Origin of the sequence: Cognatishimia sp. 1_MG-2023 (assembly GCF_030548175.1) — a bacterium.
Lineage (GTDB): Bacteria > Pseudomonadota > Alphaproteobacteria > Rhodobacterales > Rhodobacteraceae > Cognatishimia.
Map to the genome: position 1 here is coordinate 72,228 of NZ_JAUORX010000008.1, position 26,895 is coordinate 99,122.

General features: G+C 52.6%; 24 protein-coding genes. 9 read left to right on the plus strand and 15 right to left on the minus strand.

Going from position 1 to position 26,895, the window contains the following annotated elements:
* Position 1: 1 nt before the first annotated feature.
* The 4 genes from Q4544_RS13490 to Q4544_RS13505 all read left to right on the plus strand — a co-directional run bounded on the left by Q4544_RS13490 (position 2) and on the right by Q4544_RS13505 (position 7,023).
* Positions 2-757 carry a flagellar biosynthetic protein FliR gene (locus Q4544_RS13490; protein ID WP_303507084.1) on the plus strand — a complete coding sequence of 252 codons (756 nt, stop codon included), beginning with the start codon at positions 2-4 and terminating at the stop codon, positions 755-757.
* 3 nt (positions 758-760) lie between these two features.
* Complete coding sequence (locus tag Q4544_RS13495; protein ID WP_303507086.1) at positions 761-1,885, plus strand: flagellar biosynthesis protein FlhB; 1,125 nt, start codon at positions 761-763, stop codon at positions 1,883-1,885.
* A 141-nt stretch (positions 1,886-2,026) separates the two neighbouring features.
* Positions 2,027-3,805, plus strand: a complete 1,779-nt coding sequence (locus Q4544_RS13500; RefSeq protein WP_303507088.1) for an autotransporter assembly complex family protein — start codon at positions 2,027-2,029, stop codon at positions 3,803-3,805.
* Entirely contained in the window at positions 3,805-7,023 is a 3,219-nt protein-coding gene (locus tag Q4544_RS13505; protein WP_303507090.1) for a translocation/assembly module TamB domain-containing protein, read from the plus strand. Before Q4544_RS13500 ends, Q4544_RS13505 begins: the two co-directional genes overlap by 1 nt.
* A 57-nt stretch (positions 7,024-7,080) precedes the next feature.
* Here the strand turns inward: Q4544_RS13505 and Q4544_RS13510 are convergent, their stop codons facing one another.
* The 5 genes from Q4544_RS13510 to hmgA all read right to left on the minus strand — a co-directional run bounded on the left by Q4544_RS13510 (position 7,081) and on the right by hmgA (position 12,582).
* Complete coding sequence (locus tag Q4544_RS13510) at positions 7,081-7,284, minus strand: DUF2783 domain-containing protein (protein ID WP_303507092.1); 204 nt, start codon at positions 7,282-7,284, stop codon at positions 7,081-7,083.
* Between the two features lie 3 nt (positions 7,285-7,287).
* Positions 7,288-8,910, minus strand: coding sequence for an FAD-dependent oxidoreductase (locus Q4544_RS13515; RefSeq protein ID WP_303507093.1), 1,623 nt, complete (start codon positions 8,908-8,910; stop codon positions 7,288-7,290).
* Positions 8,911-8,938: 28 nt separating this feature from the next.
* A complete protein-coding gene (locus tag Q4544_RS13520; RefSeq protein WP_303507095.1) occupies positions 8,939-9,889 on the minus strand; it encodes an MBL fold metallo-hydrolase in 951 nt (316 codons plus the stop codon).
* 68 nt (positions 9,890-9,957) lie between these two features.
* Entirely contained in the window at positions 9,958-11,214 is a 1,257-nt protein-coding gene (gene fahA / locus Q4544_RS13525) for a fumarylacetoacetase (protein ID WP_303507097.1), read from the minus strand.
* Positions 11,215-11,223: 9 nt separating this feature from the next.
* Positions 11,224-12,582, minus strand: a complete 1,359-nt coding sequence (gene hmgA / locus Q4544_RS13530; RefSeq protein ID WP_303507100.1) for a homogentisate 1,2-dioxygenase — start codon at positions 12,580-12,582, stop codon at positions 11,224-11,226.
* A gap of 149 nt (positions 12,583-12,731) precedes the next feature.
* Between hmgA and Q4544_RS13535 the strand changes: the two genes are divergently transcribed.
* The 3 genes from Q4544_RS13535 to Q4544_RS13545 are packed head-to-tail and all read left to right on the plus strand — an operon-like array spanning position 12,732 to position 14,261.
* A complete protein-coding gene (locus tag Q4544_RS13535; protein WP_303507103.1) occupies positions 12,732-13,175 on the plus strand; it encodes a MarR family winged helix-turn-helix transcriptional regulator in 444 nt (147 codons plus the stop codon).
* The gene (gene maiA / locus Q4544_RS13540) at positions 13,172-13,789 is read left to right on the plus strand and encodes a maleylacetoacetate isomerase (protein WP_303507105.1); all 618 of its coding nucleotides are present in this window, start codon (positions 13,172-13,174) and stop codon (positions 13,787-13,789) included. Before Q4544_RS13535 ends, maiA begins: the two co-directional genes overlap by 4 nt.
* Positions 13,790-13,817: 28 nt before the next feature.
* Positions 13,818-14,261 (plus strand): MarR family winged helix-turn-helix transcriptional regulator, encoded by a 444-nt coding sequence (locus Q4544_RS13545; protein ID WP_303507107.1) that lies wholly within the window; start codon positions 13,818-13,820, stop codon positions 14,259-14,261.
* Here the strand turns inward: Q4544_RS13545 and Q4544_RS13550 are convergent.
* The 7 genes from Q4544_RS13550 to Q4544_RS13580 all read right to left on the minus strand — a co-directional run bounded on the left by Q4544_RS13550 (position 14,258) and on the right by Q4544_RS13580 (position 20,820).
* Entirely contained in the window at positions 14,258-14,956 is a 699-nt protein-coding gene (locus tag Q4544_RS13550; protein ID WP_303507108.1) for an ABC transporter ATP-binding protein, read from the minus strand. The genes Q4544_RS13545 and Q4544_RS13550 overlap by 4 nt on opposite strands.
* 10 nt (positions 14,957-14,966) lie before the next feature.
* Positions 14,967-15,671: an ABC transporter ATP-binding protein gene (locus Q4544_RS13555; protein WP_303507110.1), complete on the minus strand. Its 705-nt coding sequence runs from the start codon at positions 15,669-15,671 to the stop codon at positions 14,967-14,969.
* Positions 15,664-16,635 (minus strand): branched-chain amino acid ABC transporter permease, encoded by a 972-nt coding sequence (locus Q4544_RS13560; RefSeq protein WP_303507112.1) that lies wholly within the window; start codon positions 16,633-16,635, stop codon positions 15,664-15,666. The genes Q4544_RS13555 and Q4544_RS13560 overlap by 8 nt, the downstream gene beginning before the upstream one ends.
* 4 nt (positions 16,636-16,639) lie before the next feature.
* Positions 16,640-17,515, minus strand: coding sequence for a branched-chain amino acid ABC transporter permease (locus Q4544_RS13565; protein WP_303507114.1), 876 nt, complete (start codon positions 17,513-17,515; stop codon positions 16,640-16,642).
* A gap of 58 nt (positions 17,516-17,573) precedes the next feature.
* Positions 17,574-18,833 (minus strand): ABC transporter substrate-binding protein, encoded by a 1,260-nt coding sequence (locus Q4544_RS13570; protein WP_303507117.1) that lies wholly within the window; start codon positions 18,831-18,833, stop codon positions 17,574-17,576.
* 236 nt (positions 18,834-19,069) lie between these two features.
* Complete coding sequence (locus tag Q4544_RS13575; RefSeq protein ID WP_303507118.1) at positions 19,070-19,735, minus strand: pyridoxamine 5'-phosphate oxidase family protein; 666 nt, start codon at positions 19,733-19,735, stop codon at positions 19,070-19,072.
* Positions 19,736-19,806: 71 nt separating this feature from the next.
* Positions 19,807-20,820, minus strand: a complete 1,014-nt coding sequence (locus Q4544_RS13580) for a carbon-nitrogen hydrolase family protein (RefSeq protein ID WP_303507120.1) — start codon at positions 20,818-20,820, stop codon at positions 19,807-19,809.
* 127 nt (positions 20,821-20,947) lie between these two features.
* Between Q4544_RS13580 and Q4544_RS13585 the strand changes: the two genes are divergently transcribed.
* Positions 20,948-21,895: a helix-turn-helix domain-containing protein gene (locus tag Q4544_RS13585; protein WP_303507122.1), complete on the plus strand. Its 948-nt coding sequence runs from the start codon at positions 20,948-20,950 to the stop codon at positions 21,893-21,895.
* 12 nt (positions 21,896-21,907) lie between these two features.
* On the opposite strand, the gene Q4544_RS13590 is transcribed toward Q4544_RS13585, so the two are convergent.
* A complete protein-coding gene (locus tag Q4544_RS13590; protein WP_303507124.1) occupies positions 21,908-22,507 on the minus strand; it encodes a pyridoxamine 5'-phosphate oxidase family protein in 600 nt (199 codons plus the stop codon).
* A gap of 63 nt (positions 22,508-22,570) precedes the next feature.
* A complete protein-coding gene (locus Q4544_RS13595; protein WP_303507126.1) occupies positions 22,571-23,602 on the minus strand; it encodes a carbon-nitrogen hydrolase family protein in 1,032 nt (343 codons plus the stop codon).
* A gap of 166 nt (positions 23,603-23,768) precedes the next feature.
* Here Q4544_RS13595 and Q4544_RS13600 point away from each other — a divergent pair, with 166 nt between their 5' ends.
* Entirely contained in the window at positions 23,769-24,683 is a 915-nt protein-coding gene (locus Q4544_RS13600; RefSeq protein WP_303507128.1) for a helix-turn-helix domain-containing protein, read from the plus strand.
* Between the two features lie 4 nt (positions 24,684-24,687).
* Here the strand turns inward: Q4544_RS13600 and Q4544_RS13605 are convergent.
* The coding region (locus Q4544_RS13605) for a 2Fe-2S iron-sulfur cluster-binding protein (RefSeq protein ID WP_303507130.1) at positions 24,688-26,895 on the minus strand (2,208 nt) is incomplete at its 5' end.

Here is a 26,895-nt window from a genome sequence, read left to right on the forward strand (position 1 = left end):
GATGACGCTGGACAGCTACATTGCGACGCTGATTTTCGGATACATTTTGGTCGTCGCGCGCATTGGCAGCGCGATGTTGTTCCTACCGGGGTTTGGCGAGACACAAATTCCGCTGCGGGCACGGCTGTCGTTTGCTTTGGTTCTGTGTCTTGCGCTGTATCCTGTGGTGCCCGTGGTTGACCGTCAGCCGGATACGCCATCGGCGATGTTCTTGTTATTGCTGGCCGAGGCAACGATTGGCCTTTGGATTGGCCTGACCGCGCGAACGCTTTTGTCAGCGATGCAATTCGCGGGCTATCAGGTGGGGCAGGTGTCGGGTTTGGCGAACGCTTTTGGCCCATCGCTTGGATCGTTCGAAGGCGCGACGTTGATGGCGACGCTGCTGCTGGTCGCCACGGTCGCCTTGTTGTTCATCACCGACACGCACCACATCATTCTGCGTGGGTTGATGGAAAGCTATACAGTCTTTCCGCCCGGCGTGATCATGGCGGGTGATTTGGCACAGCAGATTGTGCATGCGGCCAGTCGCAGCCTTTACATTGGGGCCTCTATTGCGGCACCCTTTTTTGTGATGGGTGTGATCCTGAACCTTGGCATGGGCCTTGCGAACCGGATGATGCCGCAGTTGCCAGTTTTCTTTGTCGCAGCCGCCATTTTGATTGGCGTAGGTTTGATCGTCCTTGCTGTGGCTGCACCCTCTATGATCGAGTTTTTCTTGGCTGAACTTGTTACGTGGTTCGGCACCTTTAGGTTCTGACGCATGTCTGACGAAGACCAAAGTAGTAAGACCCAGGAGCCCACCGAGAAAAAGCTCCGTGACGCGCGCAAGAAAGGCGACGTGCCCAATTCGCGTGAGACCGGCAACATGATGGTTGTCGTTTCGATGATCGGGATTGTGACCTTTGGCCTGCAATGGCAAGCACCGGCTTTGGTTGATGCATTGGCGACATTGGTCGACAACGCGGGCCGTATTCATGTGGGTGTTGAACGCCCCGGCGTGGCGACCTTGGGCACAGTGTTCTGGGAGTTCATCGCACGGGTGACAGCCGCCTTGGTGCCGATCTTTGGCCTGTTGATTGCCGGCGCGTTGTTTGGGGTGTTGATCCAAGGCGAAACAGTGTTTGCGCTGGATCGGATAAAACCTAAATTATCTAAGATTTCGGTGAAAGAGGGTCTAAAACGCCAGTTTTCGGCCAACACTTTGGTCGAGTTTGTGAAGAACTTGATTAAGGTTTTGGTTGTTGGTGGCTTGGCGCTGTGGGTGACGAATACTGCGGTGCGTGGGATTTGGGCTTCGCCCGGATTTATCCCAGAACATCTGCCCGGATATATGGCGGATGCTACGCGTAAGCTGCTGATCGCTGCTGCGATGTTTCTTGTGCCCGTGGCAATCGTGGACATCCTTTGGCGGCGCTTTGATTGGCGACGTAAGCAGATGATGTCGATGAAAGAGATCAAGGACGAAATGAAAGAGTCCGAAGGTGATCCGATGATCAAAGGCAAGCGGGCACAATTGCGGCGTCAGCGGGCCCAGCAACGGATTGCGGCAGCGGTGCCGACCGCAAGCGTGATTTTGACCAACCCGACACATTTTGCGGTGGCCTTGAAATATGAACAGGGTGTCGATGTGGCGCCGGTTTGCGTGGCGAAGGGTACGGATTTGATGGCGCGGCAAATTCGAATTCTGGCGGCAGAACACGAAGTGCCGGTTGTTGAGAACAAGCCACTGGCACGATCGTTGTATGATGTGGTTGAAGTCGACAGCCCAGTACCTGTTGAACATTGGGAAGTTGTTGCCGAAATCATTAGCTTTGTCATGGCCTTGCAACGCGATCCAAAACGTAAACCGCCTGTGGGATCGAGTTTGCGGACTGATATTGACTAGCATTGTTTGGCGAGTGAATTAGGTATTAAATTCACATAATCATCATTATATGCGTAGCGTCGCCGAAGTTGTGTATGGCGCATTGCGGACAAGCCGCATAAGTTGGAGCTGTCTTTAGTATCGCCCTTTTGGGATCCATCAATGCGTCATTCTTTCCTTATTAAGCTGGCATTTGCCATCTGCCTTTTGGCGACCCAATCTATTGGGGACGTACAGTTTAAGGTTCAGTCTCCGGAGGCTTCGTTGAAAGGTGCGCTGATGGCGAATTCGCAATTGGCGTCGGCCGAACAAGTAGCGGCCATTCCTGCACAGGATTTGATTGCGACGGCGCGGGCTGAGTATAGCCGATTGTTGGCGGCCTTGTACGAACGTGGTTATTTTGGTGCGGTGATCTCGATCCGCTTGGATGGGGTCGAGGCGGCCTCTATTTCACCGTTTGCGAAAGTTCGGTCTGTGAAGAACGTCGATATTCGCATTGAGTCTGGTGAGCCGTTCAAACTGGGCCGTGCGGTGATTGCGCCGTTGGCACCGGGGACGGCCCCGGTAGAGGGATTTGCCACCGGACAAGTTGCGACGACGCCATTGTTGCGACGGGCTGTGGCGCAGGGCATTGAGGATTGGCGCGCACAGGGGTTTGCGAAAGCTGAAGTGGCTGGGCAAACTGTGACGGCCAATAATCGCCAAGCTGTATTGAACGCGGATATTCGATTGACGCCGGGGCAAGTGGCGCGGTTTGGGGAATTGAAGCCAACTGGGTTGGAACGGATGCGGCCCGCACGCGTGCGGGCCATTGCTGGCCTACCCAAAGATGAGCGGTTTCACCCCGATACGACCGAGCGTGTGGCAGAACGATTGCGCGATACTGGGGCGTTTTCGTCTGTGTCCCTGAGAGAGGGTGTGTTGTCTGCGGATGGCGTTTTGGATGTGGACGCGGAGTTTGTGGAAGCGCCATTGCGGCGGTTTGGATTTGGGGCTGAGCTTGCGTCAACAGAAGGGCTAACACTGAGCGGGTTTTGGTTGCATCGCAACGTGTTTGGCGGTGCTGAACGATTGCGGTTTGATGCCGAGATTAGCGGGATCGGGGGCGATAGTGGCGGTGCGGACTATGTGGCCGGTGTGCAGTTTTCACGGCCGGCGACGTTTACGGCGGATACGACGCTGGGTCTGGGGTTGCAGTTGGAAAGCTTGGATGAGCCGAGTTTTCAGCAGGACAGTATTGATGTCACGGCGACCCTAACGCATCGCTTTTCTAAGCAAGTGACGGGGTCTGTCGGCGTTGAGATTGACCGGTCAAAAATCACGGATTCCTTATCAACTCGGCGGGTGACGTTGATTTCATTTCCAACCGAAATCACGTGGGATACGCGGGATGTGGCGCTGGATGCGCGCAAGGGTTGGTATTTGAGTGCGGGTGTGCAGCCATTTGTGATTGCATCAAGCAGTGGTGGCGCGCGGGCGACGTTGGATGCGCGGAGTTATGTCTCGCTTGGGGCGTCGGGAAAGACACGGTTGGCGGGACGGTTGCAGTTTGGCACGATTGAGGGGGGCGATGTTACCTCCCTTCCCCCGGATTGGTTGTTCTTTTCGGGTGGGTCCTCCACGGTGCGCGGGCTGAGCTACCAGTCACTGGGCGCGACGCAGGCGGGTGTTCAAACGGGGGGGCGCAGCTTTGCTGGGGTTTCGTTGGAAGTGCGCCGGGATATTACGGATAAATGGGGTGCGGCGGTGTTTACGGATGCGGGCTATGTCGCAACGGATTCCTTTTTGGCGGGTGCCGGTGATTGGCACGCAGGTATCGGGATTGGGGCGCGGTATAAGACCCCGATTGGGGCTATTCGCGTGGATGTGGCAACGCCGATCCGGCGGGCTGGGTCTGGCGGGAATGTTGCCTTGTACATCGGGATTGGACAGTCGTTTTGATGCGGGTTTTGGTCATAGGTTTGATCTGCCTTGGGGGTAGCGTGGTTTGGGGGCAAGAGCCGGCCGAAGAGCGGTCTCGGCTGGTGTTGTTGCTTGAGGATACGCTTTCAGATGGCAACGCGCGCGAGGTGCGGATTGAAGGCTTTCAGGGCGCTTTGAATTCGACTGCCAGCCTGACAAAACTGACGATTGCTGATGCTGATGGGATTTGGTTGACGATCACGGATGCAGAGCTGGTTTGGACGCGATCTGCCCTGCTGCGCGGTGCGTTGGAAATTGACAGCCTGAAGGCCAAGCGGGTTGAGCTGACGCGTTTGCCAGTGAGTGACGCGGCTGCCGTTTCGCCAGAAGCCACGCCGTTTGCTTTGCCAGAATTGCCGGTTTCTGTGCGGTTGGGTGCGCTGGAGCTTGAGGAGTTAGCGCTTGGCGTGGATGTCATGGGTTTGGCGCTATTGGCAACGGCGTCTGGTAACGCCGACCTTGCCGAAGGAAACGGCAGCGCGGCTTTTGAAATTACGCGATTGGATGGCCCCGAGGGGCAATTCACTTTGGCGGCTGCCTATGACAATGCCACGCAAGATCTGGACCTGTCCTTGAAGATCAAAGAGGATGCTAAGGGTGTTTTGGCGACCTTGGCAAATCTTCCCGGAGCACCAGCGTTAGAATTTGTGGCCGAGGGTGCGGGTCCGCTGGATGCTTTGACGGTTGATTTGGACCTGTCAACAGATGGCGTTTCGCGGATGGCGGGTGAGATCGTTTCAACGCGGGTTGAAAGCGGTGATCAACGGATTTCTGCGCGGGTTTCGGGCGATTTGAGCGCGCTGTTTTTGCCGGAATATCAGGAGTTCTTTGGGCCTAAAGTTTCGTTCGAAGGTGATGTTGTGAACATCGCGACGGGCGGAGTGTCGGTTGAGTATTTCGCCGTTACGACGGCAGCGATGGCTTTGACTGGTGCTGCGGAACTGAATGCAGATGGGCAGCCGAAAAGCTTTTCTTTGCGCGGTGGATTGGGTCGGGCTGACCAAGGATTGATCCGGCTACCTTTGTCCGGATCGCCGGTTGATGTTGGGGCGGCCAAGGTCGATCTGCGGTTTGATGCGGCCCAAGGTGCGGCGTGGGATGGTCAGTTTTCATTTCGTGACTTACGTACAGCGCAGGCGAATGTCGCGACCGGAACCTTGGCGTTTGATGGTACAATTGATCCGGTCGATGCCTCATCCGTTAAGGCCTCTGTTGCGGCGCAGTTGGCGGGGTTAGCGTTACAGGATAATGCACTTCAGGCTGCAATAGGGTCGAATGCAGAGTTGCGCTTGTTGGCTGATTGGCAACGTGGTGATCCGCTGAAATTGCAGAATATTCGGTTTTCTGGCGATACCGCATCCTTTACCGGCGATGCGCGGATCACTGCGGCGGATAGCAAGGTTTCAGTCGGGCTGGAGGTTGATGGTTTATTGCCTGACCTAACGCCATTTTCGGATGTTGCTGGACAGCGTTTATCTGGTGCTCTGACGGCGCAGCTGGCGGGTGATGTTGAGCTATTGTCAGGTGGGTTTGACGTGACCCTGACGGCCGAGGGGCAAGACCTGAGTTTAGCGCAGCCAATTGCGGATCAGCTTCTGGCCGGCAAGAGCACGTTGCAGGCAGATGTTGTGCGTGACGAAAACGGATTGGAATTGCGAAGTTTAGCTGTTGATAGCCGCGAGCTGTCTGCACAGGCGAAGGGTGTTTTATCCTCGGGCCCGAGCCGATTGAATGTGACATCGGAATTGCGGCGTGCAGCTGTGATCAGTGAGGCCCTGCCCGGCGGTGTTTCGTTGACGGCGGCCTTGTCGCGCGCTGCAGAGGATATGCCGTGGAATGTAAGCGCCGAGGCGCAGGGTATTAGCGGATTGCGAGCGGATGTTTCGGGGCGCATTGGGCTGCCGAACCAAGCGGTCGCTTTGTCAGCGGTTGGATCGTTGCCTCTTGCGTTATCTGATCCAATTGTGGCGCCGCGGTCTGTGCGCGGGGTTGCGAATTTTGATTTGAATGTGTCCGGGGCCCCTACCCTTGCGTCGACTTCAGGGACATTTACGGGCCGAGGTCTACGGTTGTTTGATCCGTCTTTGGGTGTGAGCATTGATGATGTTTCGGTAGATGGCCGTATTGATGGCGCGCGGGTGCAAGTGTCTGTGGATGGCACGCCGCAAGGCGGCGGTACGCTGTCGGTGAACGGATCGGTTGATGTGTCACGACCGGCCTTGCCGGGGTCATTTGACATCGCTTTGGCGGGTTTGCGGTATCAAGATGCAGATGCGTTTGAGACCGAGGTTGATCGCGGGTCGTTGCGATTGTCTGGCGAGTTGGCACAAAATAGCCAATTGTCTGGGCAATTGATCTTGGGCCAAACCGATATTTTCCTTGAGGGGATCGCGTTTGGATCAGCCGAACCGATCCCGGAGATCAGGCATATTGGTGAAACAACGGCGCAGCGGGCGACGCGGCGCAAGGCGGGCTTGTTGAAAAGCAAAGGGTCTGGGGCGGGGCCGCGGATTGGGTTGGATTTGGATATTCAATCGCCCTCTCGAATCTTCATCCGAGGACGTGGATTAGATGCGGAATTGGGTGGCGGTATTCGTATTGGCGGCACCAGTCAGGATGTTGTGGCCTCTGGTCAGTTTGATCTGATCCGGGGGCGGTTCATCTTGCAGGGTCAGCGGTTTGATTTGTCAGAAGCGTCGATCTTTTTGCGGGGTAGCTTTGACCCTTATGTGCGGTTGGTGTCGTCAACGACCGTTGAGGACACGGTTATTTCGGTGGTGCTAGAGGGGTTGGTGTCAGAGCCGGAACTGCGGTTTGAATCGGTGCCTAGCCTGCCCGAAGATGAAATTTTGGCGCGGTTGTTGTTTGGGCGGGCCTCGACCAGCCTGTCGCCGGTACAGGCGTTACAATTGGTCGATACGATCTCTGGTCTTGCAGGAGGGAAGACTCTGACGAGCGTGTTGCGCAAGTCTTTAGGTGTAGATGATTTTGACCTGACAACGGATGAGACCGGTGAGACACAGTTGCGCGTTGGTCGTTACATTTCTGAGAATGTGTATTCGGATGTGGAAATCGGGTCTGGTGGCGAAGTCGAGCTGCAGCTGAACTTGGATTTGACACCCGGCTTGACCGCGCGTGGTAGCGTGTCGTCAGAAGGTGATAGCAGTATTGGGATATTCTTAGAGCGTGATTACTAAGCGCTCTTGTGGAGTTAAAATAGGGCCGACTCTCTGTTGAGATGTCGGCCCTATTTTTTAGTTGTTTTGGCCGATTGATTTTGCAGCGGCTAGGGCTTGTTGGATGACGGCGTCGTCCCCGATGTGGTTAATCAGAACGAGGATGAGGCGTGCATTCAATGCTTGGCTTTGCTCGTCTGACAGGCCTTCGTGGGCGTCAATCAGTTGAGCATAGGTGTTATCAGCATTTACCAGGTTTGGGTCTGTGATCAGGTTAGACATGGTTTACTCCTTGCCACAGGCTTTGCGTAGCGCGGCGCGTACGGACGTTTCATCGAAAGTGCTCCAACGGGCCGCGACGTGTTGGTCTGGGCGGATCAAGTAAACACCTGACTTTGCTTCGCCGAGATAACGTTCCGAAAGCATGCCTGTTGCGTCATCTTCTGCAGTCAGAGCCACACGACGCATGGAAATCCCTTCGTCCTCTAGGCTATCGGGCGCGTCGGCGTTGATTGTCAGAAGGATGAACTCATCCCCCAGCAATGATAGCAAATGCTTGTCTTGTAGAGGTGCATCTGGGCAAGGGCTGCCAACGCGTGTGCGCGTTGGACCGCCCGTTAAGGCATCTTGGCCATTTAGAGACAGATCATCATATGTGCATGGCAGGGACAGACGACCTGAATTCACCATCGGGCGCGCAAAGGGGAACTGCTGCGCTAAGTCGAGAACCGCGTTGCGGAACGTGTGGCTGACTTTGGATTTTGGCGTGATGAAATCGGTCGCTCGCGTCGAGTTTAGGATATTTTCATCGGCGCCATAGACGCGCTCTTCGGAATAGCTATCCAACAGCGATTCAGGCGCTTTGCCGTTTATCACGAGTCCGAGTTTCCAGCCGAGGTTGTCGACATCTTGCATGCCAGAGTTTGCGCCACGTGCACCGAACGGTGACACCTGGTGCGCAGCATCGCCTGCGAAGAGCACGTTTGCATGGCGGAAGGTTTCCATGCGTTTGCACTGGAATGTATAGATCGAAGACCACACGATATCGTATTCGATCCCTTCGCCAAGCATGGCGTCCAGGCGCTTACGAATGTTCTCTTCTTTCATCTCTTCTTTGCGATCAGCATCCCAACCGATTTGGAAATCGATGCGCCACACGTCGTCCGGCTGTTTGTGCAGCAAGGCTGAAGCACCAGACTTGAAATATGGCTCAAACCAGAACCAGCGTTCTGTTGGGTATTCTGCCTTCATACGAATGTCGGCGATCAAGAAGCTGTCTTGGAAAATGCGGCCCTCGAAGTCGAGACCCAGCATGCCACGCAATGGCGAACTTGCGCCGTCGCAGCCAATCATCCAGTCAGCTTCAAGTGTGTAGGGGCCTTCGGGTGTCATGGCCGTGATTTCGACGTAGCCGTCATGTTGTTTAACAGCATCAACCCGGTTTTTGCCGCGGATATCAATCGGCGCGCCGTTGGCGACGGCCGCTTCGATTTGTTCGTACAAGAACTTTTCAAAGTACGGTTGTTGCAAGTTGATAAATGCTGGGTTCTTGTGGCCCTCTTCGGGCAACAAGTTGAAGTCAAATACTTGGCGGTCATCATGGAATACCTTGCCAACATTCCATACGACGCCCTTGTCGACCATAGCTTCGCCACAGCCGTAGCGATCCGCAATGTCCAATGTGCGCTTTGCGAAACAAATCGCACGGCTGCCCATTCCGATGCCCTCGTGGTCGTCCAGCAGGACAACTGGGACGCCTTGGCGCCCCAGATCGAGGGCGGTCCCGAGTCCAACGGGACCGCCGCCCATCACCACAACGGGATGACGTACAGGTGTTACCGCATCTTGATCGACCGACCGCTCATAGGGATAGAGTTTGAAGGCCAGTGTGTACCGATCTTGAATCATCTGAGATCCTCCCGTCATCGTGTTCTGATTAGCCTTGAAGTGCATTCCACATGTCTTTGTCGCGCTGAGCGGTCCAAACACGTGGGGTATCAATGCCTTGTGCTTCGTCATAGGCACGCGCAACGTTGAACGGCAGGCAATGCTCGTAGATTGCAAAGTCTTTGAACTTTGGATCGCATTCTGCGCGAACTGCATCCCATGCTTCTTTTAGGCTGCCGCCACGGGCCACAACGCGTTCAACTGGCTTATAGGTAGAGCGCACGAAATCTTCTGTTGCTGCCAATGCCTTTGCCACCATTTCTGGGCCAACCAGCGCGTCGCCGCGGCCTGGAGCGATGGATTTTGGCTCGAAGGATGCGATGTTTGCGAGCGTGTCTGCCCAGTCACCAAAGTGGCCGTCGCCGCAGTAGCATGCAGAGTGATATTCAACGATGTCACCAGTGAACATGACTTCCTGATCAGGAACCCAAACCACAGCGTCGCCTGCTGTGTGTGCACGACCAAGGTGCATGATGTCTACGCGGCGGCTGCCGAGGTACACTGTCAGGCTGTCGCTGAATGTTGTGGTTGGCCATGTCAGGCCTGGGATTTCTTCGTGGCCTTGGAATAGGCGTGGGAAGCGGTCAAATTCGCTGTCCCAATCTTCTTGGCCACGTTCCGCAACCATAGAGCGGGCAACGTCAGACATGATGATTTCACGTGCGCCGTAAGCGGATGCACCCAACACGCGAACGGCGTGATAGTGGGTCAGAACAACGTGGCTGATTGGCAGGTCAGTTACAGTGCGAACGCATTCGATAACTTTATTCGCCAAACGTGGTGTTGCTTGTGCTTCGACGATCATCACGCTTTCGTCGCCGATGATCACGCCGGTGTTTGGGTCACCTTCAGCGGTGAAGGCGTAAAGACCTTCGCCCACTTTGGTAAAGCTGATTTTCTTTTCTTCTAAGTCGCCTGCAGAGGCAAATGCTGTAGCCATTTCGGTCTCCATTCCCGGCGGTGCCGGTGTCCTAAGTTCGCTATGTGCCCCGTCTTTGGGGCAAGAGATTATTTTGCCCAGTCAGGCACGGCCGGAGCTGGTAAAATTTTGCCGGTAACGTCACCAAATCCGACACGGTAGCCGTCGCCTTTGGCAGAGCCGCGCAGGGCTACGGTGTCGCCATCTTCGAGGAAACTGCGGGTTTCGCCGGTGTCCAAAGTAAGTGGCTCTTTGCCGCCCCAGCTGAGTTCAAGGAATGAGCCGCGGTTGGTTTTTTCCGGGCCTGAAATTGTACCGGACCCCAAAAGGTCACCAACGCGCATGGAACAGCCGGATGTTGTGTGGTGACATAGCTGTTGAGCGGCGGAATAGTACATTTCGTTGTAGTTTGTACGCGCAACGATTGTCTCGTCTTTGCCTTCGGGTTGCAGGGCAACTTCGAGGTCGATGTCATATAGCATCGGTTTGGACTCGGTCAGATACGGCAGCAATGGGCGCTCGCGTTCTGGTGTTGTTGTGCGGAATGGTTCCAAGGCCGCACTTGTCACGATCCAAGGGCTGATTGACGTTGCCGTCGCCTTTGCCTGGAATGGGCCGAGCGGCTGATATTCCCAAGCTTGGATGTCGCGCGCGGACCAATCGTTAAGAAGGACATAGCCAAAGATGTTATCGTCTGCCTGATCGACAGAGATCATGCCATCAGAAGCTGTACCAACGATGGCACCCATCTCTAGCTCGATGTCAAAACGTGCACTTGGTGCGAAGCGAGGAAGCTCGTCATTCGGGCCTTTGAGCTGACCATTTGGACGCACAACGTCTGTGCCGGACACTACGACGGACGACGCGCGACCGTTGTAGCCGATTGGGATTGATAGCCAGTTTGGCGGCAATGCGTTTTCAGGGCCACGGAACATGGTGCCCACGTTCATCGCGTGGTTTTTACCTGCGTAGAAGTCGGTGTATTCTGCAACGGTAAACGGCATGTGCATTGTGGCATCTGCCTGTGCGACCAGGTTAGGAGCAAAAGTAGCTTCTTCTGCAGCGCCTTCAGCCAAAGCCGATTGCAATGTGGTGCGCAGGGCGTCCCAAACAGCAGGGCCAGCAGCCATTACGTCATTCCACGCAGCCTTTTGCAGCAATGGGCCACCGGCAAGTGTTAGTTTTCCAGCAGCTTCGAGTGCCGTTACGTTTAAGATTTGGTCGCCGATTGCGACGCCGCAGGCTGCCGCACCACCCGTTGAGAACACGCCATATGGCAGGTTGTTCAATGGGAATTCAGTTTCGGCACTATTTGCGCTGGATACCCAGCTTTTGAGCAAAGTCATCATATATCCTTATCGTTTCCAGTTGCCTTCAGGCGTGCCGTCAAAGTGCTTTTCTAGGTTGTCCCAGCAATCAATATAATCGTCTTGTAGGGGTGCTTCTTTTGCAGCGAATTCGGTCAAGTGTTGTGGGAAGCGCGTTTCAAACATGAAGGACATTGTGTTCTCCAGTTTCTCCGGGCCAAGGTTTGAGTGTGTTGCTTTATCAAATGCTTGTTTGTCTGGACCATGGGCTAGCATCATGTTGTGCAAGCTGATGCTACCGGGCGCAAAGCCGTCTGGTTTCGCGTCATATTCGCCGTAAATATTACCCATCAATTCAGACATGACGTTCTTGTGGTACCAAGGTGGACGGAAGGTGTTTTCCATGGTCATCCAGCGTTCACGGAACAGCACGAAGTCGATGTTCGCGGTGCCCTCGTGGCCTGATGGAGCTGTCAAAACTGTAAAGATTGATGGATCAGGATGATCGAACAAAATTGATCCGACTGGGCAGTAATCGCGAAGGTCGTATTTGCAAGGCGCGTAATTACCGTGCCAAGCCACCACATCCAGTGGAGAGTGGTCGATAAATGTTTCGTGGAATTGGCCCTGCCATTTGATCACAACGCGGGAGTGTGCATCGCGGTCTTCGAATGCAGCAACCGGAGTTTTGAAGTCGCGGCGGTTGGCCATGCAGTTCGCGCCAATTGGGCCACGGCCAGGTAGATCAAGTTTCTGGCCGTAGTTTTCGCAGACAAAGCCACGGGCCGGTCCATCAATAACTTCGACACGATAGACCAGCCCGCGTGGGAGGATGGCGATTTCTTTTGGTTCAATCTCGATCACACCAAGCTCGGTACAGAACCGCAGGCGACCTTCTTGTGGCACAACCAGCAACTCTGAGTCGGCTGAGAAAAAGTACTCATCAACCATGGACTCTGTGACCATGTAGACGTGGCTGGCCATACCAACCTGTGTGTATACGTCACCAGCGGTGGTCATGGTGTGCATACCGGTAATCCAAGTTGCACCCTCTTTCGCGTGTGGAATTGGGTTCCAGCGGTACTGACCAAGTGAGGTAATATCCTCAATTACGTTTGGAGCAGATTTCCACATTGGTACTTCGATTTTTTCGAACCGACCGATGTGTTTTACGGAAGGACGGATGCGGTAGCACCAAGAGCGCTCGTTTTGGTGGCTTGGGGCAGTAAAAGCTGTTCCAGACAGTTGCTCACCGTACAAACCATAGGCGCATTTCTGTGGGCTGTTCATGCCGACTGGCAGCGCGCCTGGTAGGGCTTCAGTTTCAAAATCATTGCCAAATCCTGGCATGTAACCAGGTGTGATGCCTTGGGTGTTTGTGGCCCGGATCAATGTTGATTCACTCATGATGGTCCTCTTGAAAATGCCGCGGTCAGCGCTGTGTATTTGTTGCCCCTAAAATTCGTTGCAAATGAAACGATGTCAAGTTTTTTGTTGCAAGTGAAACCATTTTTCCCGCAGTTTAGAGCTGACAGGCCTGCTATTGGAGCGTGACGATGAGAAAGAATCTGCCAGAATTTGATTTGGACAGTTATCTGCCATACCAATTTTCTGTTATTTCTTCGTATCTTAGCAACAACCTTGCAACTCAGTACCGAGAACGGCACGGCATTTCTGTGCCCGAATGGCGCATTCTGGTGAATCTTGCTTATTCGGACAGTCTCTCTGTTCGAGACATCCAATGGCGGGTCAGCATGGACAAATCCAAAATCAGCCGAGCGGTCACTCGCTTAGATTCGGCCGGATATTTGACGAAAAGAACTGACCCGGAAGACCGCCGTTTGCTTGAATTGGCCCTGACGGAAAAAGGCTATGAGCTGGTCGCTGATTTGGTTCCCATTGCGAAACGCTTTCAAGGAGAATTGCAGGAGCGCTTAAGTACCAAATTTGCACCGCTTAAATCCGCCTTGGACGACATAATGAAAGAGATAGAAAAATGATTAAACTTTATGACTACTGGCGTTCTTCTGCGAGCTATCGGGTGCGGATTGCCTTGGGGTTGGCAAATCTCGAATGGGAAACCGAAATCGTAAATTTGCTGGATGGGGACCATAAGAGCGATACCCATTTAGCCCGTAACCCCCAGGGTCTGGTTCCTGCACTTGAGATAGACGGGCTGATGATGACGCAGTCCGTCGCGGTCATCGAATACTTAGATGAAACGAGATCGCTCGGCCTATTACCACAGGCACCAGCAGACCGTGCAACAGTGCGTGCGCTGGCATTTGCTGTCGCAATGGAAATCCACCCCGTCTGTAACTTGAACGTGGTAAAATTCGCGGTGAGCCAATCCAATGAGAACATTGAAACCAAACAATGGATGCAACATTTCATTACCAAGGGATTGGTCGCTTTGGAAAATATGCTAGATGGATCTAAGTATTGCTTCGGCGAAACCGTGACTTTGGCAGATATTTGCCTTATGCCGCAGCTGTACAACGCAGAACGTTGGGGTGTTGATTTGACTGAAATGCCAAAAATACGCGCTGTTTCTGCAGAACTGGCCAAATTGCCGGCCTTTGACCAAGCCCACCCCGATCAGTCTCCACATTAGGGGGCTAACGGACACAGAAAGACGCCCGATGAATAAACAAACCAATTCTGGATCCTATGACCTAAGCGACTTCCTGCCCTATTTAATGACGCAGGCTGCGGATCAGTTGAGCATGGAATTTCAAACGTATTACCGTGAGAAATACAAAATGCTTCGCACAGAATGGCGGGTTGTCTTTCATCTGGGCACCTTTAGTGAGTTGACGGCAAAAGATATTTGCGAGCGTGCTCGCATTCACAAGACCAAGGTATCTCGCGCTGTAAGCGCATTGGATGAAAAAGGCTATTTAACCCGCAAGATCGACACGAATGATCGGCGTCATACTGTTTTGCACCTTACAAAGGCCGGTGAAGAGGTCTTTGTCGACCTGCGCGATGCGGCCATGGGGTTTGACGCGAAATTGCGTGAAGAGCTGAGCGATGAGGACTTTGAAGTCCTTCATCGCCTGCTTTTAAAGTACGCTAAGCTTTAACCCAAATAGGCTTGTTCCAAGATCGAACGATCTTCTTTTAATTTTTCCGGTGTGCCAGAAAATTTCAAACGGCCTTGGGCAATAACGTGCGCTTGATCTGCCACGTCCAATGCAAGTTGGGTGAATTGTTCAATCAACAAAATGCCCATTCCTTTGGCCCGTAGATTGCGTACGACACCCACCAGTCGTTCAATGATAACCGGCGCAAGGCCAAGGCTCATTTCATCAAGCAACAGGTATTTGGGGCGCGACACGAGTGCTTGCGCAATAGCGACCATCTGCTGTTGACCACCGGACAGGGATCCGGCCGCCTGCTGAGACTTTTCACGCAATTCCGGGAAAATTTCTAACGCGTCTTCGACTGAAGCCTCTAGTTCTGCGTCGCTTAATTCAGGACCAGCGGCGCGTAGGTTATCAATGACCGAAAGACCAGGCAGTGTTTGATGCCCTTCTGGAATGGCTGCGACGCCTTGCGCACGGATGGTTTGCACCCCTTTGCCGGTAACATCGGCGTTTTCGACCAGAATTTGACCGGTCACCGGCAATACCCCCGCAATACCAAGGACCAATTCAGATTTCCCGGCGCCGTTTGGCCCAAGCAAGGCAACGATTTGTCCCGGTTCAATTGTTAGGGACACTTGGTCGATAACGCGTCGTGTTGGGCCTTCGATAGTGACATCTTTGAGTTCTAACATTTGGCTCTCCTTAGCGACCCAGATAAGCTGTTTTCACAACTTCATCGGCCAAAACTTCATCTGTCTGACCAAAGGCAATGAGTTTGCCGAAGTCCAAAACAGCGGTCGACGCGCAGACATCGCGGATGAGATCAACGTCGTGATCCACAAGCAAAACCTGTGCACCAAATTCCGGGTGAATGCCTGTGATAACTTCGCGCAGATGCTGCATTTCAGATTCAGAAAGGCCACCACCCGGTTCATCTAGCAAGACGATGCGTGGGGCACCTATTAGACATTTCGCGATTTCGGTCATGCGCCGCTGATAGGGGTTCAATGTAGACCCTTTGCGGAAGCGGATATCAGAAATACCTACGTATTCGAGTGCTTTGGACACGGCACCTTTGCGCTGGGACGCGGGGATGCCTTTGCCGTCGAGCACCGCCTTTAGGTGATCTTCGACTGACAGGTCCGGCACAATTTGGACCTTTTGGAATGACCGGGCTAGGCCCCAGCGCGTGCGCAGGTGTGGCGCGAGGTCGATAAGGTTTGTGCCATTGACCGTGATGGAACCATTTGCGACGTTCACAAAGCCCGAAAAGGCGTTTGTGAGGGTCGTTTTTCCGGCTCCGTTCGGGCCGATTAGCCCAACTACATCATCTGCAATTTTGAGTGTGACTTGATCCAGCGCAACAACGCCACCGAATTTGACCGTGATATCTTGAATCTCAATCATCGGATTTTTCCTTATTGAATGCGCCGAGGATCTGGCCCGCGATGCCGTGTGGCGCGGTCATGATGGCGTGCATCAAGGCGCCGCCAAAAATAATCAGAGCAATATCGGCACTTAGCCCCCAATCGTTGAACAAAGCTGGCAGCAATTTGTACAGCAAGCCCGCAAACACAGCCCCGAGCCAGCTGAATGCTCCGCCAACTACGGCGAGGGCGAAGAGGAGAATTCCCTCGCCGGCGAGAAAGCTGCGTGCATCCAACTGGCCAAGTGCTCCGGCTAAGAGTGCGCCCGCGATACCTGCGAGCAAGCCCGACAAGGCAAAGGCCCAAAGTTTGTAGAACGTGACATTGATCCCTGCCGCCATTGCATTGGCTTCTGATTGTCGTGTCATTGCCCACGCGCGACCTGGGCGGCCTGCTTTATGAAGACCAATCAAGGCAAAAGATAATCCGAGAGCGATCAGTACATAGCGAAAATAGGCTTCATCTGTTTCAGCGAACGCAGGTCGTCGAATAGATGCCGCAGATTTTTGTGCGACACCCCAGAAACCTTCGCCACCATTCGGGAATTGAAAGGCGTTGAACATGATCTGAAAGAGTGCTGCGACCATCAAGGTGACGAGCGCGAGGTATAGGCCCCGCATGCGTAATGCTGGCAGCGCAAAGAGCGCACCAATAAGACCCGTTAAAATACCCGAGCCTAGAACAATTAAAGTGACAGGAAGTGCAGTGCCGTAGTTCAGGCGCAATGCGATCCAGCCGCCAATACCGATTAGGGCGATTTGTGCCAAGTTGATTAGACCGAGCTGGGCGTAGACCAAGGATACACCGCTCGCCGCTAGTGCGAAAATCGCAGCTGACGTCAGGACTTTGACCCAAAGGGCGCCCGCGAACATGGGTAGTAGGATCACTGCCAGTAATAAGGCTACGAGACCGACAAGCGTGGATTTATGCGTAAGGAGTTGCATTGGATTAATCCTTTGTCGCGAATGTTAAGTTGGTGCCGCGTTGCATCCAAAGGATGACCAAGCCAGCGATCACAAAGGGTGTCATGGCCCGTAACGGTGCGAGGGGTTTGTAGAGTGTCAGCATCGCCTCAACGACACCGATCAGCAGGCCGCCCAGCAGGGTCATTGGCAATGAATTCAATCGTCCAACAATCGCCGCAGCTGTGGCTGGAATAACCATGAAGGTGATGACAGTTGGTTCTAGGCGCACAAGGCTACCAAAGAGTAAGCCGGTTACGCCGGCCAGTGCGCCAGAGATACACCAAGCGATTGTTTCCACGCGCACAATAGGAATACCGAGCAACGCGGCATGATCGCGATCATCCGCCAATGCGCGCATGTTTAGACCCATGCGGGACCTATCTAGATACAAAATCATAGCGATCACTGCAGCGACCGAGAGGCCGAGTGCAATCATACGGGTCACGGTGACGCGAACACCCAATAACGTGGTCGCCATCTTATCAGTCGGCAGGCTGAGCTTGCGGAGTTCATCGTCCCACAATAGCCCCATGACGCCCAGAAGAATAAGCATGTAGCCCAGCGTTGCGACCGCCTTGACTGCCGGCTCGCGCCAAGCCAGAGACGGCGCAATGATACGTCCATAAGCGACACTTAGGATGACACCGGTGAGCAATGCAGAGAGCCAAGCAATTGGGCCCCAAGCGCCCCAATCTGCGACTTGCCAAGCCACCATCGCTGCCGCGGCTGCAAGGGCGCCGTAGGCAAAGTTTAAAAACCCAGTAGAGCGGCGCAAGATCACCAGACCAATGCCAGCGAGCGCGTAAAGCGACCCTACTGCAAGGCCAGAGACCAGAAAGAGACCGTAGACTTTCAGCATGAGACTTTCCTTAATTGGGGCGGGCAACCTAGGCCGCACCGCCCCTCTTGGGAGGTGGTTACTTCAGACCCAGAGCAGCTTCCTGCGCACGGATCGGATCGAGGTAATTGGTGTCGATGTCATAGCAATCACGCACCAGTTCAAAACCGCCGTCTTTAAAGACAACCATACGGCCAGCGTGATTTGGCATGTGACGATCTGCTTCGCCGACATAGTAAGGTTTGCACAGCAAATCAGACTCTGCGCCAACGATGCCTTGGATGGCCTTCGTGACAGTTGGACGATCAATTGTAGCTGGATCCAACTTCAGCAATGCGTCGACAAAAAACTTAGCTGAGATGTAGCCAGATTGGCTGAACGTGTCCTGACGGTCGCCGTCTTGGCCATAAGCCTCGACCACTTTGGCCCAGTTTTGGTTGTCCGCACCTTCGCTGTCGAACTCGTTCAGCTCGATGTTGATGTACAGGTTTTCAGACCAGTACTCACCCAGGATTTCGCCGACACCTGGTTCATACAAAGGCGTTGGAGAAACCCATTTGAACAAGTCACGGCCACCTTGTTCTTCTGCGACTTTCAGAAGACCAATTGCAGGGCCTGCTGGCAGCATCAACAGAATGGTGTCTACGCCTTCGGCGAGGGCTTGTAGATAGACAGAGTTCAGATCAACGGCTGTTGGGTCCATTAGGATCGAAGTGCCTTGCAGGCCCTTGCTTTCCATATACTCGTTCATCCAGTCACACGCCCAACCGCCATTGTTTGGGATATTGAAACCGATGCAGGCTGCGTTTGTTGCACCAAGCTCTTCGATTGCGAATTTCAGTGCGCCGATGCCTGAAGGCAATGGGCCTTGGTTCGTGGAAACGATATGGCTGCTTTCGTAGCATTCAGAGATCGCGCAACCGGATGCCATGACCATGACGTCTTCGGATGCATAAAGTGGGGCATTTACCGCCATTTCAACGACAGAACCGTTGCCAACCAAGGCTACCACGTTTTCGTCTTTGACGAGTTTGGTTGCCACTTGGCCCGCCAATTCTGGATTCCACTGATCGTTTTCAACGATGTATTCGATTGGACGGCCGTTGACGCCACCATTCGCGTTTACACAGTCGAAATACGCGGCAGCACCGTCTGTCCCACCAGAGAAGTCACCCGGAGGGGCGTTCCCGTTGATGCCCCCCACTTTAATCGGGTCACCAGTCGCAGCGGTACCAGTGTTCAGACCACAAACTGGTGCGTGACCATCTGCTTTCGCTGGTTCAGCCATAAATGCAGCACCGGCCATAAGCGTGGCTGCAAAAAGAAGTGTCGTTTTCATTATTGTTCTCCCTATTGTTGGTTAAAGGTCAAAGACCGCATTCTGTGTGCAGCCGTTTGTTCATTGTTGCCGTGGGCAGATAACGTGCCGCCAACGGTGTTTCTGTGGTGACGTAGGCCGCCACGAAATCGGTAGTTAAAAGGTTCACTTTTAGGGTCCGAGGGCCCTCTTTGGTGCCTCGAATTTCTTGTGAAAAGCATTCGGTTTAGGTCGCTATGAACTTCCTTTGAAAGAGCTCAGGACGTGCCCTTAATTACCTTTTCAAGGTATTCCTCTTCGGAAATTGTGCCGCCTTCGCTTTCGGCACGGCCCTGGTCATCCGGGTGCAAGAAAGGTTGCAGCGGATCAATGCGTTTCCAAGCTGGGAAGGGTGCTTTGCCTTCGGCATCCGGCACATATGGCGAAGTTTCAACACGGGTGTGTTTGTGAATATAGCGCGCGCAATTTTGGAAAACTGAATCAACATGAACATCAATGACCATGTTGGCACCGGGGAATTGGCCAACAAGCTCCGGATCACGGCTTAGTTTCGCAGTGCCTTGCACGCGAATACGCCATGGTGTGACCATATCCATGAACAGCATCCCAACCTTTGCGGTTTCGTCGATGTTGCCGAGCGAGAACCACATTCCGTTGCCGTCATAGTTCGGAAAGATCAGACGGTTGTTGGACAGGACTTTGACAAATCCTACGTCGCCACCTTTGTACGACACTGTCGGTTCGCCTTTGGAGCTCACGCTGGACAGGAAAAAGTAATCGCGGCTGGTGATATAATCGGTGTGAATTTCTTCAAGCTCGTCGCGGACAATGGCATGCACCACAACCTGCGCCAGCTTGTCTTGTTTTCCCTCTTCCTGAAGAGCGCGTTGAGAGTCGGTGTAAAATTCCTCTGGCGTTGGCATTTTGGCCTCCAAGTGTTGATTGCATCGTGTGAAATGTCCCCGGCGCTAAAATACCGGGGACACACTGAGACTTATTCTGCGTCTTGGAGTTCAGCAGTTTCAGAGTCGTCTACCAGCGACAAACCTGAGGTTTCGTCAAATGCCATAACTGGACGTTGTGCTTTGCGGTTGATCATAAGGCGTGTGACGTCTGGGCGCGCATAGTGGCCCGCTGGGTCTGCCGCCGCTTTCGCATAGGCGATCATACCCAGATCAATGTCCGCAAAGACGATGCCTTCTTCGGTGTCAGGAATGACGTTACCGATGGACTGCCCGTCTGGTGCATAGATTTTAGTGTAGCCACCGCCGACAGGGCACAATGACTCTTTCATTGGATCGCCTTCACACAGTATGTCTTGCTGTTCTTTGCTGACCAATGCGCAGGCGGCGATAACGAAACAGCTACCTTCTACAGCGTACAACATAGATGCGCCGTTGTTCACTTCGTGGCCAAGGGCATATGCTCCGCCTTTGTACAATGAGAGGTTTGGCCAAGCAGCGCAGTGGATCTGCTCATTGTCTGAATACATCGCGTATTTAGAAAGCGGCTGAAGGTGTTCCCAGCAGCTAAGCTGACCAATACGGCCAAGTGATGTTTCTGCGACGTGCAAGTCTGAACCATCGCCACTGCCGAATACAGTACGCTCTACGTGGGTTGGTTTTAGTTTACGGCGGCGTTTGATGACTTCGCCATTTTCATCGTAATGCCATTGAGCAATGTACAACGAACCGCCTGCGCGCTCGGACAAGCCCATGGACACTTGAATGTTGTTGTCACGCGCCGCTTTCGCAATTGCTTGATCTTCTTCGGAACCCGCTTCGATGGAATTTTCAAAATAGCGGCCGACAAATTGCATTTGCCATGCCACAGGGCCAAGCCAAATATGGTTTGGATACCCCGGCAACCATGTTTCCGGAAAGACGACAAGTTTCGCACCGGCCTTAGCGGCTTCTTCGATGTACTTAACCGCTTTTTCGATCCCAGCTTGAAGGTCGAGGTAGCAAGGCGCAGCTTGAACCGCGGCAACTTTGAATTGTTGTGACATGTGAATTCTCCCAATTGATAAGCTTAGTCTGGAGGCGAAAACTGTTGGTTGCTTTCGAAACTGGGCTTAAAAACTTGCGTTTTTGGGTCATTCACGCAAAATTAGATGAAAATAGGACTAGTTTTTAATGGATCTCACAGCTCGATACGATACGGCGAAAGTTGCCGCTTTAGATCGCTTCGCCTACTGGCGTGACGTGATCTGCGAAAGCTATGTCCAGCTGGGATGTGACACGAAAAACGTAAACGATTTCAACGGCTCGTTGGAAATACACCGTCACTCTGTACTTTCTGTTTCTCATGTCTCTGGCATGGCGCATACGGCCGAGCGACGGAAGCGCGATATTAGAAGTGCGACTGACGAATATTTTCTGCTGAGTTTGCAAACTGCCAAGACTTCGCGAATCACGCAATTTGGTAAAACGTCGGTCCTAAACCCGGGTGACATGGCACTTTATGCAAGTTCAGACCCTTACAAGCTGGAGTTGTCTGACGACTTTTCAAAGACGGTTGTACAGCTTCCGAAAGACAAACTGATTGCGCGATTGCCGAATGCACATGCGCTGGTCGCGCATAAGATTGATGGGCAATCTGGCATCGGTAAATTGGTAAGCGAAAACATTATCGAATTTTCAAAACACGCCAATGAAAATAATCCAGCGTTGCGCGAAATGGTTCAGGCCACTTTGATAGACCTAATCGCGACCGGCCTAGCCAGCGAGATTGGCCAAAGGGTCGAGCTGTCCTCGCCAGAACAGCACGTCATGATGCGGGCAAAGAGTTTTATTCGCGGAAACTTGGGAAACCCTGATCTGGATCGCACCATGGTCGCAGACGATATTGGTATGTCCGTTCGGCGACTGAATGCGATTTTCGCGAAAGAAGATAACTCTATCGCGGAATATATTCGTGCGGAACGGTTAAAGCGTGTCGCATTGGAATTGCGTGATCAACGGTATGCAAGTTTATCGATTAGCGAAATTGCGATGCGAAACGGCTTTTCTAACCTTCAGCATTTTTCAACACTGTTTCGCAGCACCCAAGGTATTACTCCCAAGGGATACCGCCAAACATAGTGCGCAATCTGATTAATCAGATCCTTCCAAAGCTTCCCGGATACCTGGTTTCATTTTCCAAGCAGGAACAGGCTGTTCCTTACCTTCTTTGGGAAGGTGAGCTGACTCTTCTACAAGGGTCATTTCGGGGATGTAACGACCGCAATTCAAATAGATGTGCTTCGTATTAATTTCGATCAATCGCTTTGCACCTGGAAATTCGCCTAGCATTGGATGTTCATCGTGAAGCGTTGCGACGCCGTTGATCCGAACACGCAGATACCGTTTACCTTCTTCGTTTTCAAAGCGGACAAACAGCATGCCCACATTCGGGTTTTCGATTATGTTGCCAAGCGATTTGTACATGCGATTGCCGTCATAATCAGGGTAAACCAACGTGTTTGGACCGGTGATTTTGATGAATCCCTTGGGCCCGCCTTTGTAAGAACAATCCGTGTTTTCACCCGAAGATGTCGCGAGAAAGAAATACGACGACTCTTCGATAAATTCGCGATAGCCGAACTTATCGTCATCAAAATTTGAAACAGTTGTAGCGCCTACGACTAGGTCTGCGACTTTGCGAGCATTGTACCGATCCTGCAGTTTACGGCTGCCCTCTCCAAACATTTCCATGAAATTCTCCCACTTTAGATGTCAAAATAAATGGGCCAGGGTTAACGCCCTGGCCCAGTTTTTTTATTGAGCAGCTATTTCAGCATCTGTTTCCGGCTCAGCGTTTTCAGAAGCGTCGCGCATAACCTGACCTGCTTCACTTGGTGTCAAAACCGGCTTAAGCGGCTTTTTATTGTGCACCAGAGCCAAAGCATCTGCTCGCGAATAGTGACCTGCAGGATCATGGGCAACTTTGGCCAACAGAATGCGGCTGAGGTCGATTTCTGCAACGACGAGGCCTTCTTCTGTTGGTGCAAGGTTCTCACCAAGTGTCGCACCATCTGGACCCCAAATACGAGAGTACCCGCCACCAACTTCCATGAACTTCTGTTGTTGCTCTGACGTTACCAACTCATCATAGATTTCCTGCGAAATCACGGCGCAAGATTGAATAACAAATACTTGGCCTTCCATCGCATAGGTTTGGTTTACGTTGGTATTGACCTCTGCACTGAAGCCATGAGTCAGCTTGTCGTACAGGCTAAAGGCTGGCCATGCCGCACAGTGAATTTGTTCGCCCTGTGCAAACATCGCGTATTTGGACAGAGGCTGGAAGTGTTCCCAGCAGCAAAGCCCACCGATTTTACCAAGCTCAGTATCGTTTACAATAATGTCACTGCCGTCACCTTCGCCAAACACCGAACGCTCGACATGCGTTGGTTTCAGTTTCTTACGGCGTGAAATGACTTCACCTTCAGCATTGATGTGCCACTGCGCGATATAGAGACTACCGCTAATACGTTCAGACACACCCATCTGTACGTGGATTTTGTTGCGGCGCGCTGCATTACAAATCGCTTTTTCTTCGTCGCTACCAGCAACAATCGAGTTTTGCATATAAGCGCCGAAATAATGAATGGCGAAAGCCGGTGGCCCCATCCAGATTTGCCAAGGATAGCCCGGCAACCAAGTCTCTGGGAAGACAATCAACTGCACGCCTTGTGCGCCAGCCTCGTCGATCAACTTAATAGTCTTTTCAACGCCAGCCTTTAAATCAATCCAAGCTGGGGCTGCCTGAACAGCAGCCACTTTGACGATATTTGGTTCCATTTTCATAACATAATTTCCCTGATGGATTTAGTCTCAATTGTAATTGTGTTATTAATTCCCCAAGCGTGCTTGCTTTTGCCGGACAGAAACTTTGTGATTCCCGGACAATTGCCCTGCCCGCACACAAAAAATGAGCGATGCGATGCAAATGCTTTTTGATACGAAGAATGTGATGCAAAGAGATCGATTCTCTTATTGGCAAGATGCGGCCTGCGATGCGTATTTGCCGATCGCCTGCGAAGCACCCGATCCCAGTTCGTTCAACGGTAGTATCTCGCTAGAGCGCTTGTCGCGACTGAACCTCTCATTCATCAAAGCAAGTGCGCAAACCGTGTCGCGCAACAAAAGCCAGATCAGCCGTGATTCTGAACGCTTTTTTATGGTGAGTGTGCCGCTTGGAGAAAGCTGCAACGTCACGCAATCGCACCGCCAAGCGTTCTTAGAGCCAGGTGATTTTGCGCTTTATTCCACAGCTGAACCATACTCGGTAGAATGCGTAAACAAGGTTGATCAACTTGTCATTCAGTTGCCCTACAAGGACCTGATCACCCGACTGCCAAACGTTGAAATGTTAACCGCAAGACGCGTTGACGGGAACAGCGCATTGGTACGGATGGCCCATGCGCATTTATGCCAATATGCAAGCATGATTGGCACGCAGACTGATGAGGTAAAGCACCTCCTACAGGATACAATTCTGGACCTTTTGGCTGCATCTCTAGCGACCTTAACACCGGAGCAACACCAGCTATCGCGCCCTCAATCTATGATGCTATTGCGTACCAAAGCCTATGTACGTGAAAACCTTAGAGAACATGAGCTTAACCCTACTCAAATCGCCGTGGCGATGGGTGTGTCCCGCCGTTCACTACGCCGTTTATTTGCTGACAGTAATGAAAGTTTATCTGCTTACATCCGTGACGCACGTTTGGACAAGATTGCAGAAGAGCTGCGCAATCCATTGATGGCCAACATGTCCATTTCACAAGTGTCAATAAAGTGGGGAATGGGCAACTTTCAGCATTTCACGCGTCTGTTCAAAGCCCGATTTGGCATGACCCCCAGCGCATACCGCCAAGGGTCATAAGTTCTTAAAGATCTAGTTCGATGACACCGTCAGCTTCGGCGGCACGAGACTGACATGTCACGATGGCCGTTTCACGCTGTGCCTTAGACAAAACGTAGTCACGATGCTCCACATCGCCTGATTTCAGGCCACACTTACACACACCACAAATTCCGTCGGCACACTTAATATCAATCGGAATACCGTTTTCTACTAAGACATCCGCCGCAGATTTATCGGCTGGTACTTGGAATGTTTTTCCAGACTTTGCCAGCTTGATGGTGAACGGGTGATTTTCATATTCCGGAGCTTCAGGAACGCTGAAGTATTCCAAATGACGATTGTCCTCTGGAAAGCCACCTGCTTCAGCGGCATCCATAACGGCCTGCATATAAGGCTCTGCACCACAGGTATAAACATGCGCGCCTTTGGAGTATTTTAGAATATCATCCATGTCCGCCCGGCTGCCTTCTGAAGAGACATGCAGCTCCACTTTGTCTGCCCAAGGGAAAGCGGCGAGGTCTTCGAGGAAGCCCATGGTTTCACGAGATCGACCTGAATAGTGCAACTCAAAGTCGCCGCCGATTGCATGCAAACGATGCGCCATTGCGATCATCGGCGTGATGCCAATACCCCCGCCCATCAGGAACGACTTGGTCCCATCCTCATGCAATGGGAAATGGTTGATCGGTTTTGACACAAAGATCTTACGACCCTCTGCGAAAATACGGTGCAACAGTGCTGAGCCCCCGCGCCCACTATCTTCCCGAAGTACTCCAATCTGGTACTTCGAACGATCCGCCGGGTTACCACTCATGGAGTATTGGCGCAGAAATTCTGGGGCAACAACGATATCGAGATGCGCACCTGCGGTCCATTCTGGTAGGTCCGAACCATCAAGGCTTTGCATTTCGTACTTGGTCACACTGTCAGCTTGGGCCTCGGCTTTTGTGATCAATACCTGCAACACCGGACTATCCGAGAAATCCGGGCGCTTATGTACTGCGCTTTCGTCACCATTCGCCAAACGTTCCTGATATTCTTCCGCCGTAACCATCGCTTGGTAGGCTTCAATCCCAGCTTCCCGATCCATTGGATAAGGATATGCATAAGGGTGCGGGGCCAAGTTCGCAGGATAAACTGCCAAAGTTTGATCTTCGTATTTAAGGTCGAGATCTTTTTGTAAGTTACGTGCGTTAACAGGTTTATCGGTTGGCCGGTATCCACCGTCTTCTTGGATCTCGAGATCCCACCACCATTTTTTGAGCGTGTTTAAGCTACCACGATCCATCATGTCATCGAGCTTGGCCAACGCTGGGGCTGTGCCGGGTACTTTCATTGCAGCCCAACGGAATGCGCTGTCTGCCAAAATACCCTCTAAGTTCCATGGGCATGTTTTCATGCATCGCCCACACATTGCACCGCCCGGAGTTGTGATCCGATACGTTGTACATTTTTGGCTATCAGATTTCCAAATCTCATAACCATTAAACATCAATTTTGGACCGGCGGTAATGGCACCAGACGGGCATTCTCGCGCGCATTTCTTGCAGGCATCACAGAATTTCTGCAGACCGAAATCAATGGGCTTATCGTGCACCATTGGGAGGTCTGTCGTGACCACACCGGATTTCAATCGTGGGCCAAGGTAAGGATTCAAAATCACCTCGCCAATGCGGCTAACTTCGCCCAACCCTGCCAAGAGCAACAATGGTGGTTGCAGCACTTCACCATCCATAACCGAATGCGCTTTGGCTTTGTAACCAAGGTTGCGCAACTGCCGTGCCATGACCCCGCCAAGCAAAGAAAAGCGCAGATAGGCCCGCATTGACATCGCAACAGCGATCCAATCGTCGCCTGACGAGCCTTCCATGGTGTCAAAGCCTTGGTCAACGATCATGCTAATAGCATGATCATGAGGCGGATCAATCGGCTGGCCAGCGGCGTCATGTGAATACCATGTCCAGTCAGGACAGCGCGAAATGCCGACGGCGTCGATGCCAAGGAAATAGCTTGTCGCTTTGACCAGATCATGCGCCTTTTGTGCGTCTAACTCAGTTTGAGTTTGGATGCTTTCGCCGTCTTGCAACAGAGTAAAGGCACCCAAGGCGCGGCGCTGCGCCATAGATGGCGCAGATTTGCGAACATATAATCCACCTTTCGCGCCCTCTTGAACGGGTTTACCCATGTCGCCGAACAAGGCGCGGCTAAACATGTCAGTCCTTTTCGGCAC

What these genes read in the sequence shown, in the direction of transcription:
- Q4544_RS13490 (WP_303507084.1), top strand. Translation starts at nt 2, where the DNA reads ATGACGCTGGACAGCTACATTGCGACGCTGATTTTCGGATACATTTTG.
- Q4544_RS13495 (WP_303507086.1), top strand. Translation starts at nt 761, where the DNA reads ATGTCTGACGAAGACCAAAGTAGTAAGACCCAGGAGCCCACCGAGAAA.
- Q4544_RS13500 (WP_303507088.1), top strand. Translation starts at nt 2,027, where the DNA reads ATGCGTCATTCTTTCCTTATTAAGCTGGCATTTGCCATCTGCCTTTTG.
- Q4544_RS13505 (WP_303507090.1), top strand. Translation starts at nt 3,805, where the DNA reads ATGCGGGTTTTGGTCATAGGTTTGATCTGCCTTGGGGGTAGCGTGGTT.
- Q4544_RS13510 (WP_303507092.1), bottom strand. Translation starts at nt 7,284, where the DNA reads ATGTCTAACCTGATCACAGACCCAAACCTGGTAAATGCTGATAACACC.
- Q4544_RS13515 (WP_303507093.1), bottom strand. Translation starts at nt 8,910, where the DNA reads ATGATTCAAGATCGGTACACACTGGCCTTCAAACTCTATCCCTATGAG.
- Q4544_RS13520 (WP_303507095.1), bottom strand. Translation starts at nt 9,889, where the DNA reads ATGGCTACAGCATTTGCCTCTGCAGGCGACTTAGAAGAAAAGAAAATC.
- fahA (WP_303507097.1), bottom strand. Translation starts at nt 11,214, where the DNA reads ATGACTTTGCTCAAAAGCTGGGTATCCAGCGCAAATAGTGCCGAAACT.
- hmgA (WP_303507100.1), bottom strand. Translation starts at nt 12,582, where the DNA reads ATGAGTGAATCAACATTGATCCGGGCCACAAACACCCAAGGCATCACA.
- Q4544_RS13535 (WP_303507103.1), top strand. Translation starts at nt 12,732, where the DNA reads ATGAGAAAGAATCTGCCAGAATTTGATTTGGACAGTTATCTGCCATAC.
- maiA (WP_303507105.1), top strand. Translation starts at nt 13,172, where the DNA reads ATGATTAAACTTTATGACTACTGGCGTTCTTCTGCGAGCTATCGGGTG.
- Q4544_RS13545 (WP_303507107.1), top strand. Translation starts at nt 13,818, where the DNA reads ATGAATAAACAAACCAATTCTGGATCCTATGACCTAAGCGACTTCCTG.
- Q4544_RS13550 (WP_303507108.1), bottom strand. Translation starts at nt 14,956, where the DNA reads ATGTTAGAACTCAAAGATGTCACTATCGAAGGCCCAACACGACGCGTT.
- Q4544_RS13555 (WP_303507110.1), bottom strand. Translation starts at nt 15,671, where the DNA reads ATGATTGAGATTCAAGATATCACGGTCAAATTCGGTGGCGTTGTTGCG.
- Q4544_RS13560 (WP_303507112.1), bottom strand. Translation starts at nt 16,635, where the DNA reads ATGCAACTCCTTACGCATAAATCCACGCTTGTCGGTCTCGTAGCCTTA.
- Q4544_RS13565 (WP_303507114.1), bottom strand. Translation starts at nt 17,515, where the DNA reads ATGCTGAAAGTCTACGGTCTCTTTCTGGTCTCTGGCCTTGCAGTAGGG.
- Q4544_RS13570 (WP_303507117.1), bottom strand. Translation starts at nt 18,833, where the DNA reads ATGAAAACGACACTTCTTTTTGCAGCCACGCTTATGGCCGGTGCTGCA.
- Q4544_RS13575 (WP_303507118.1), bottom strand. Translation starts at nt 19,735, where the DNA reads ATGCCAACGCCAGAGGAATTTTACACCGACTCTCAACGCGCTCTTCAG.
- Q4544_RS13580 (WP_303507120.1), bottom strand. Translation starts at nt 20,820, where the DNA reads ATGTCACAACAATTCAAAGTTGCCGCGGTTCAAGCTGCGCCTTGCTAC.
- Q4544_RS13585 (WP_303507122.1), top strand. Translation starts at nt 20,948, where the DNA reads ATGGATCTCACAGCTCGATACGATACGGCGAAAGTTGCCGCTTTAGAT.
- Q4544_RS13590 (WP_303507124.1), bottom strand. Translation starts at nt 22,507, where the DNA reads ATGGAAATGTTTGGAGAGGGCAGCCGTAAACTGCAGGATCGGTACAAT.
- Q4544_RS13595 (WP_303507126.1), bottom strand. Translation starts at nt 23,602, where the DNA reads ATGAAAATGGAACCAAATATCGTCAAAGTGGCTGCTGTTCAGGCAGCC.
- Q4544_RS13600 (WP_303507128.1), top strand. Translation starts at nt 23,769, where the DNA reads ATGCAAAGAGATCGATTCTCTTATTGGCAAGATGCGGCCTGCGATGCG.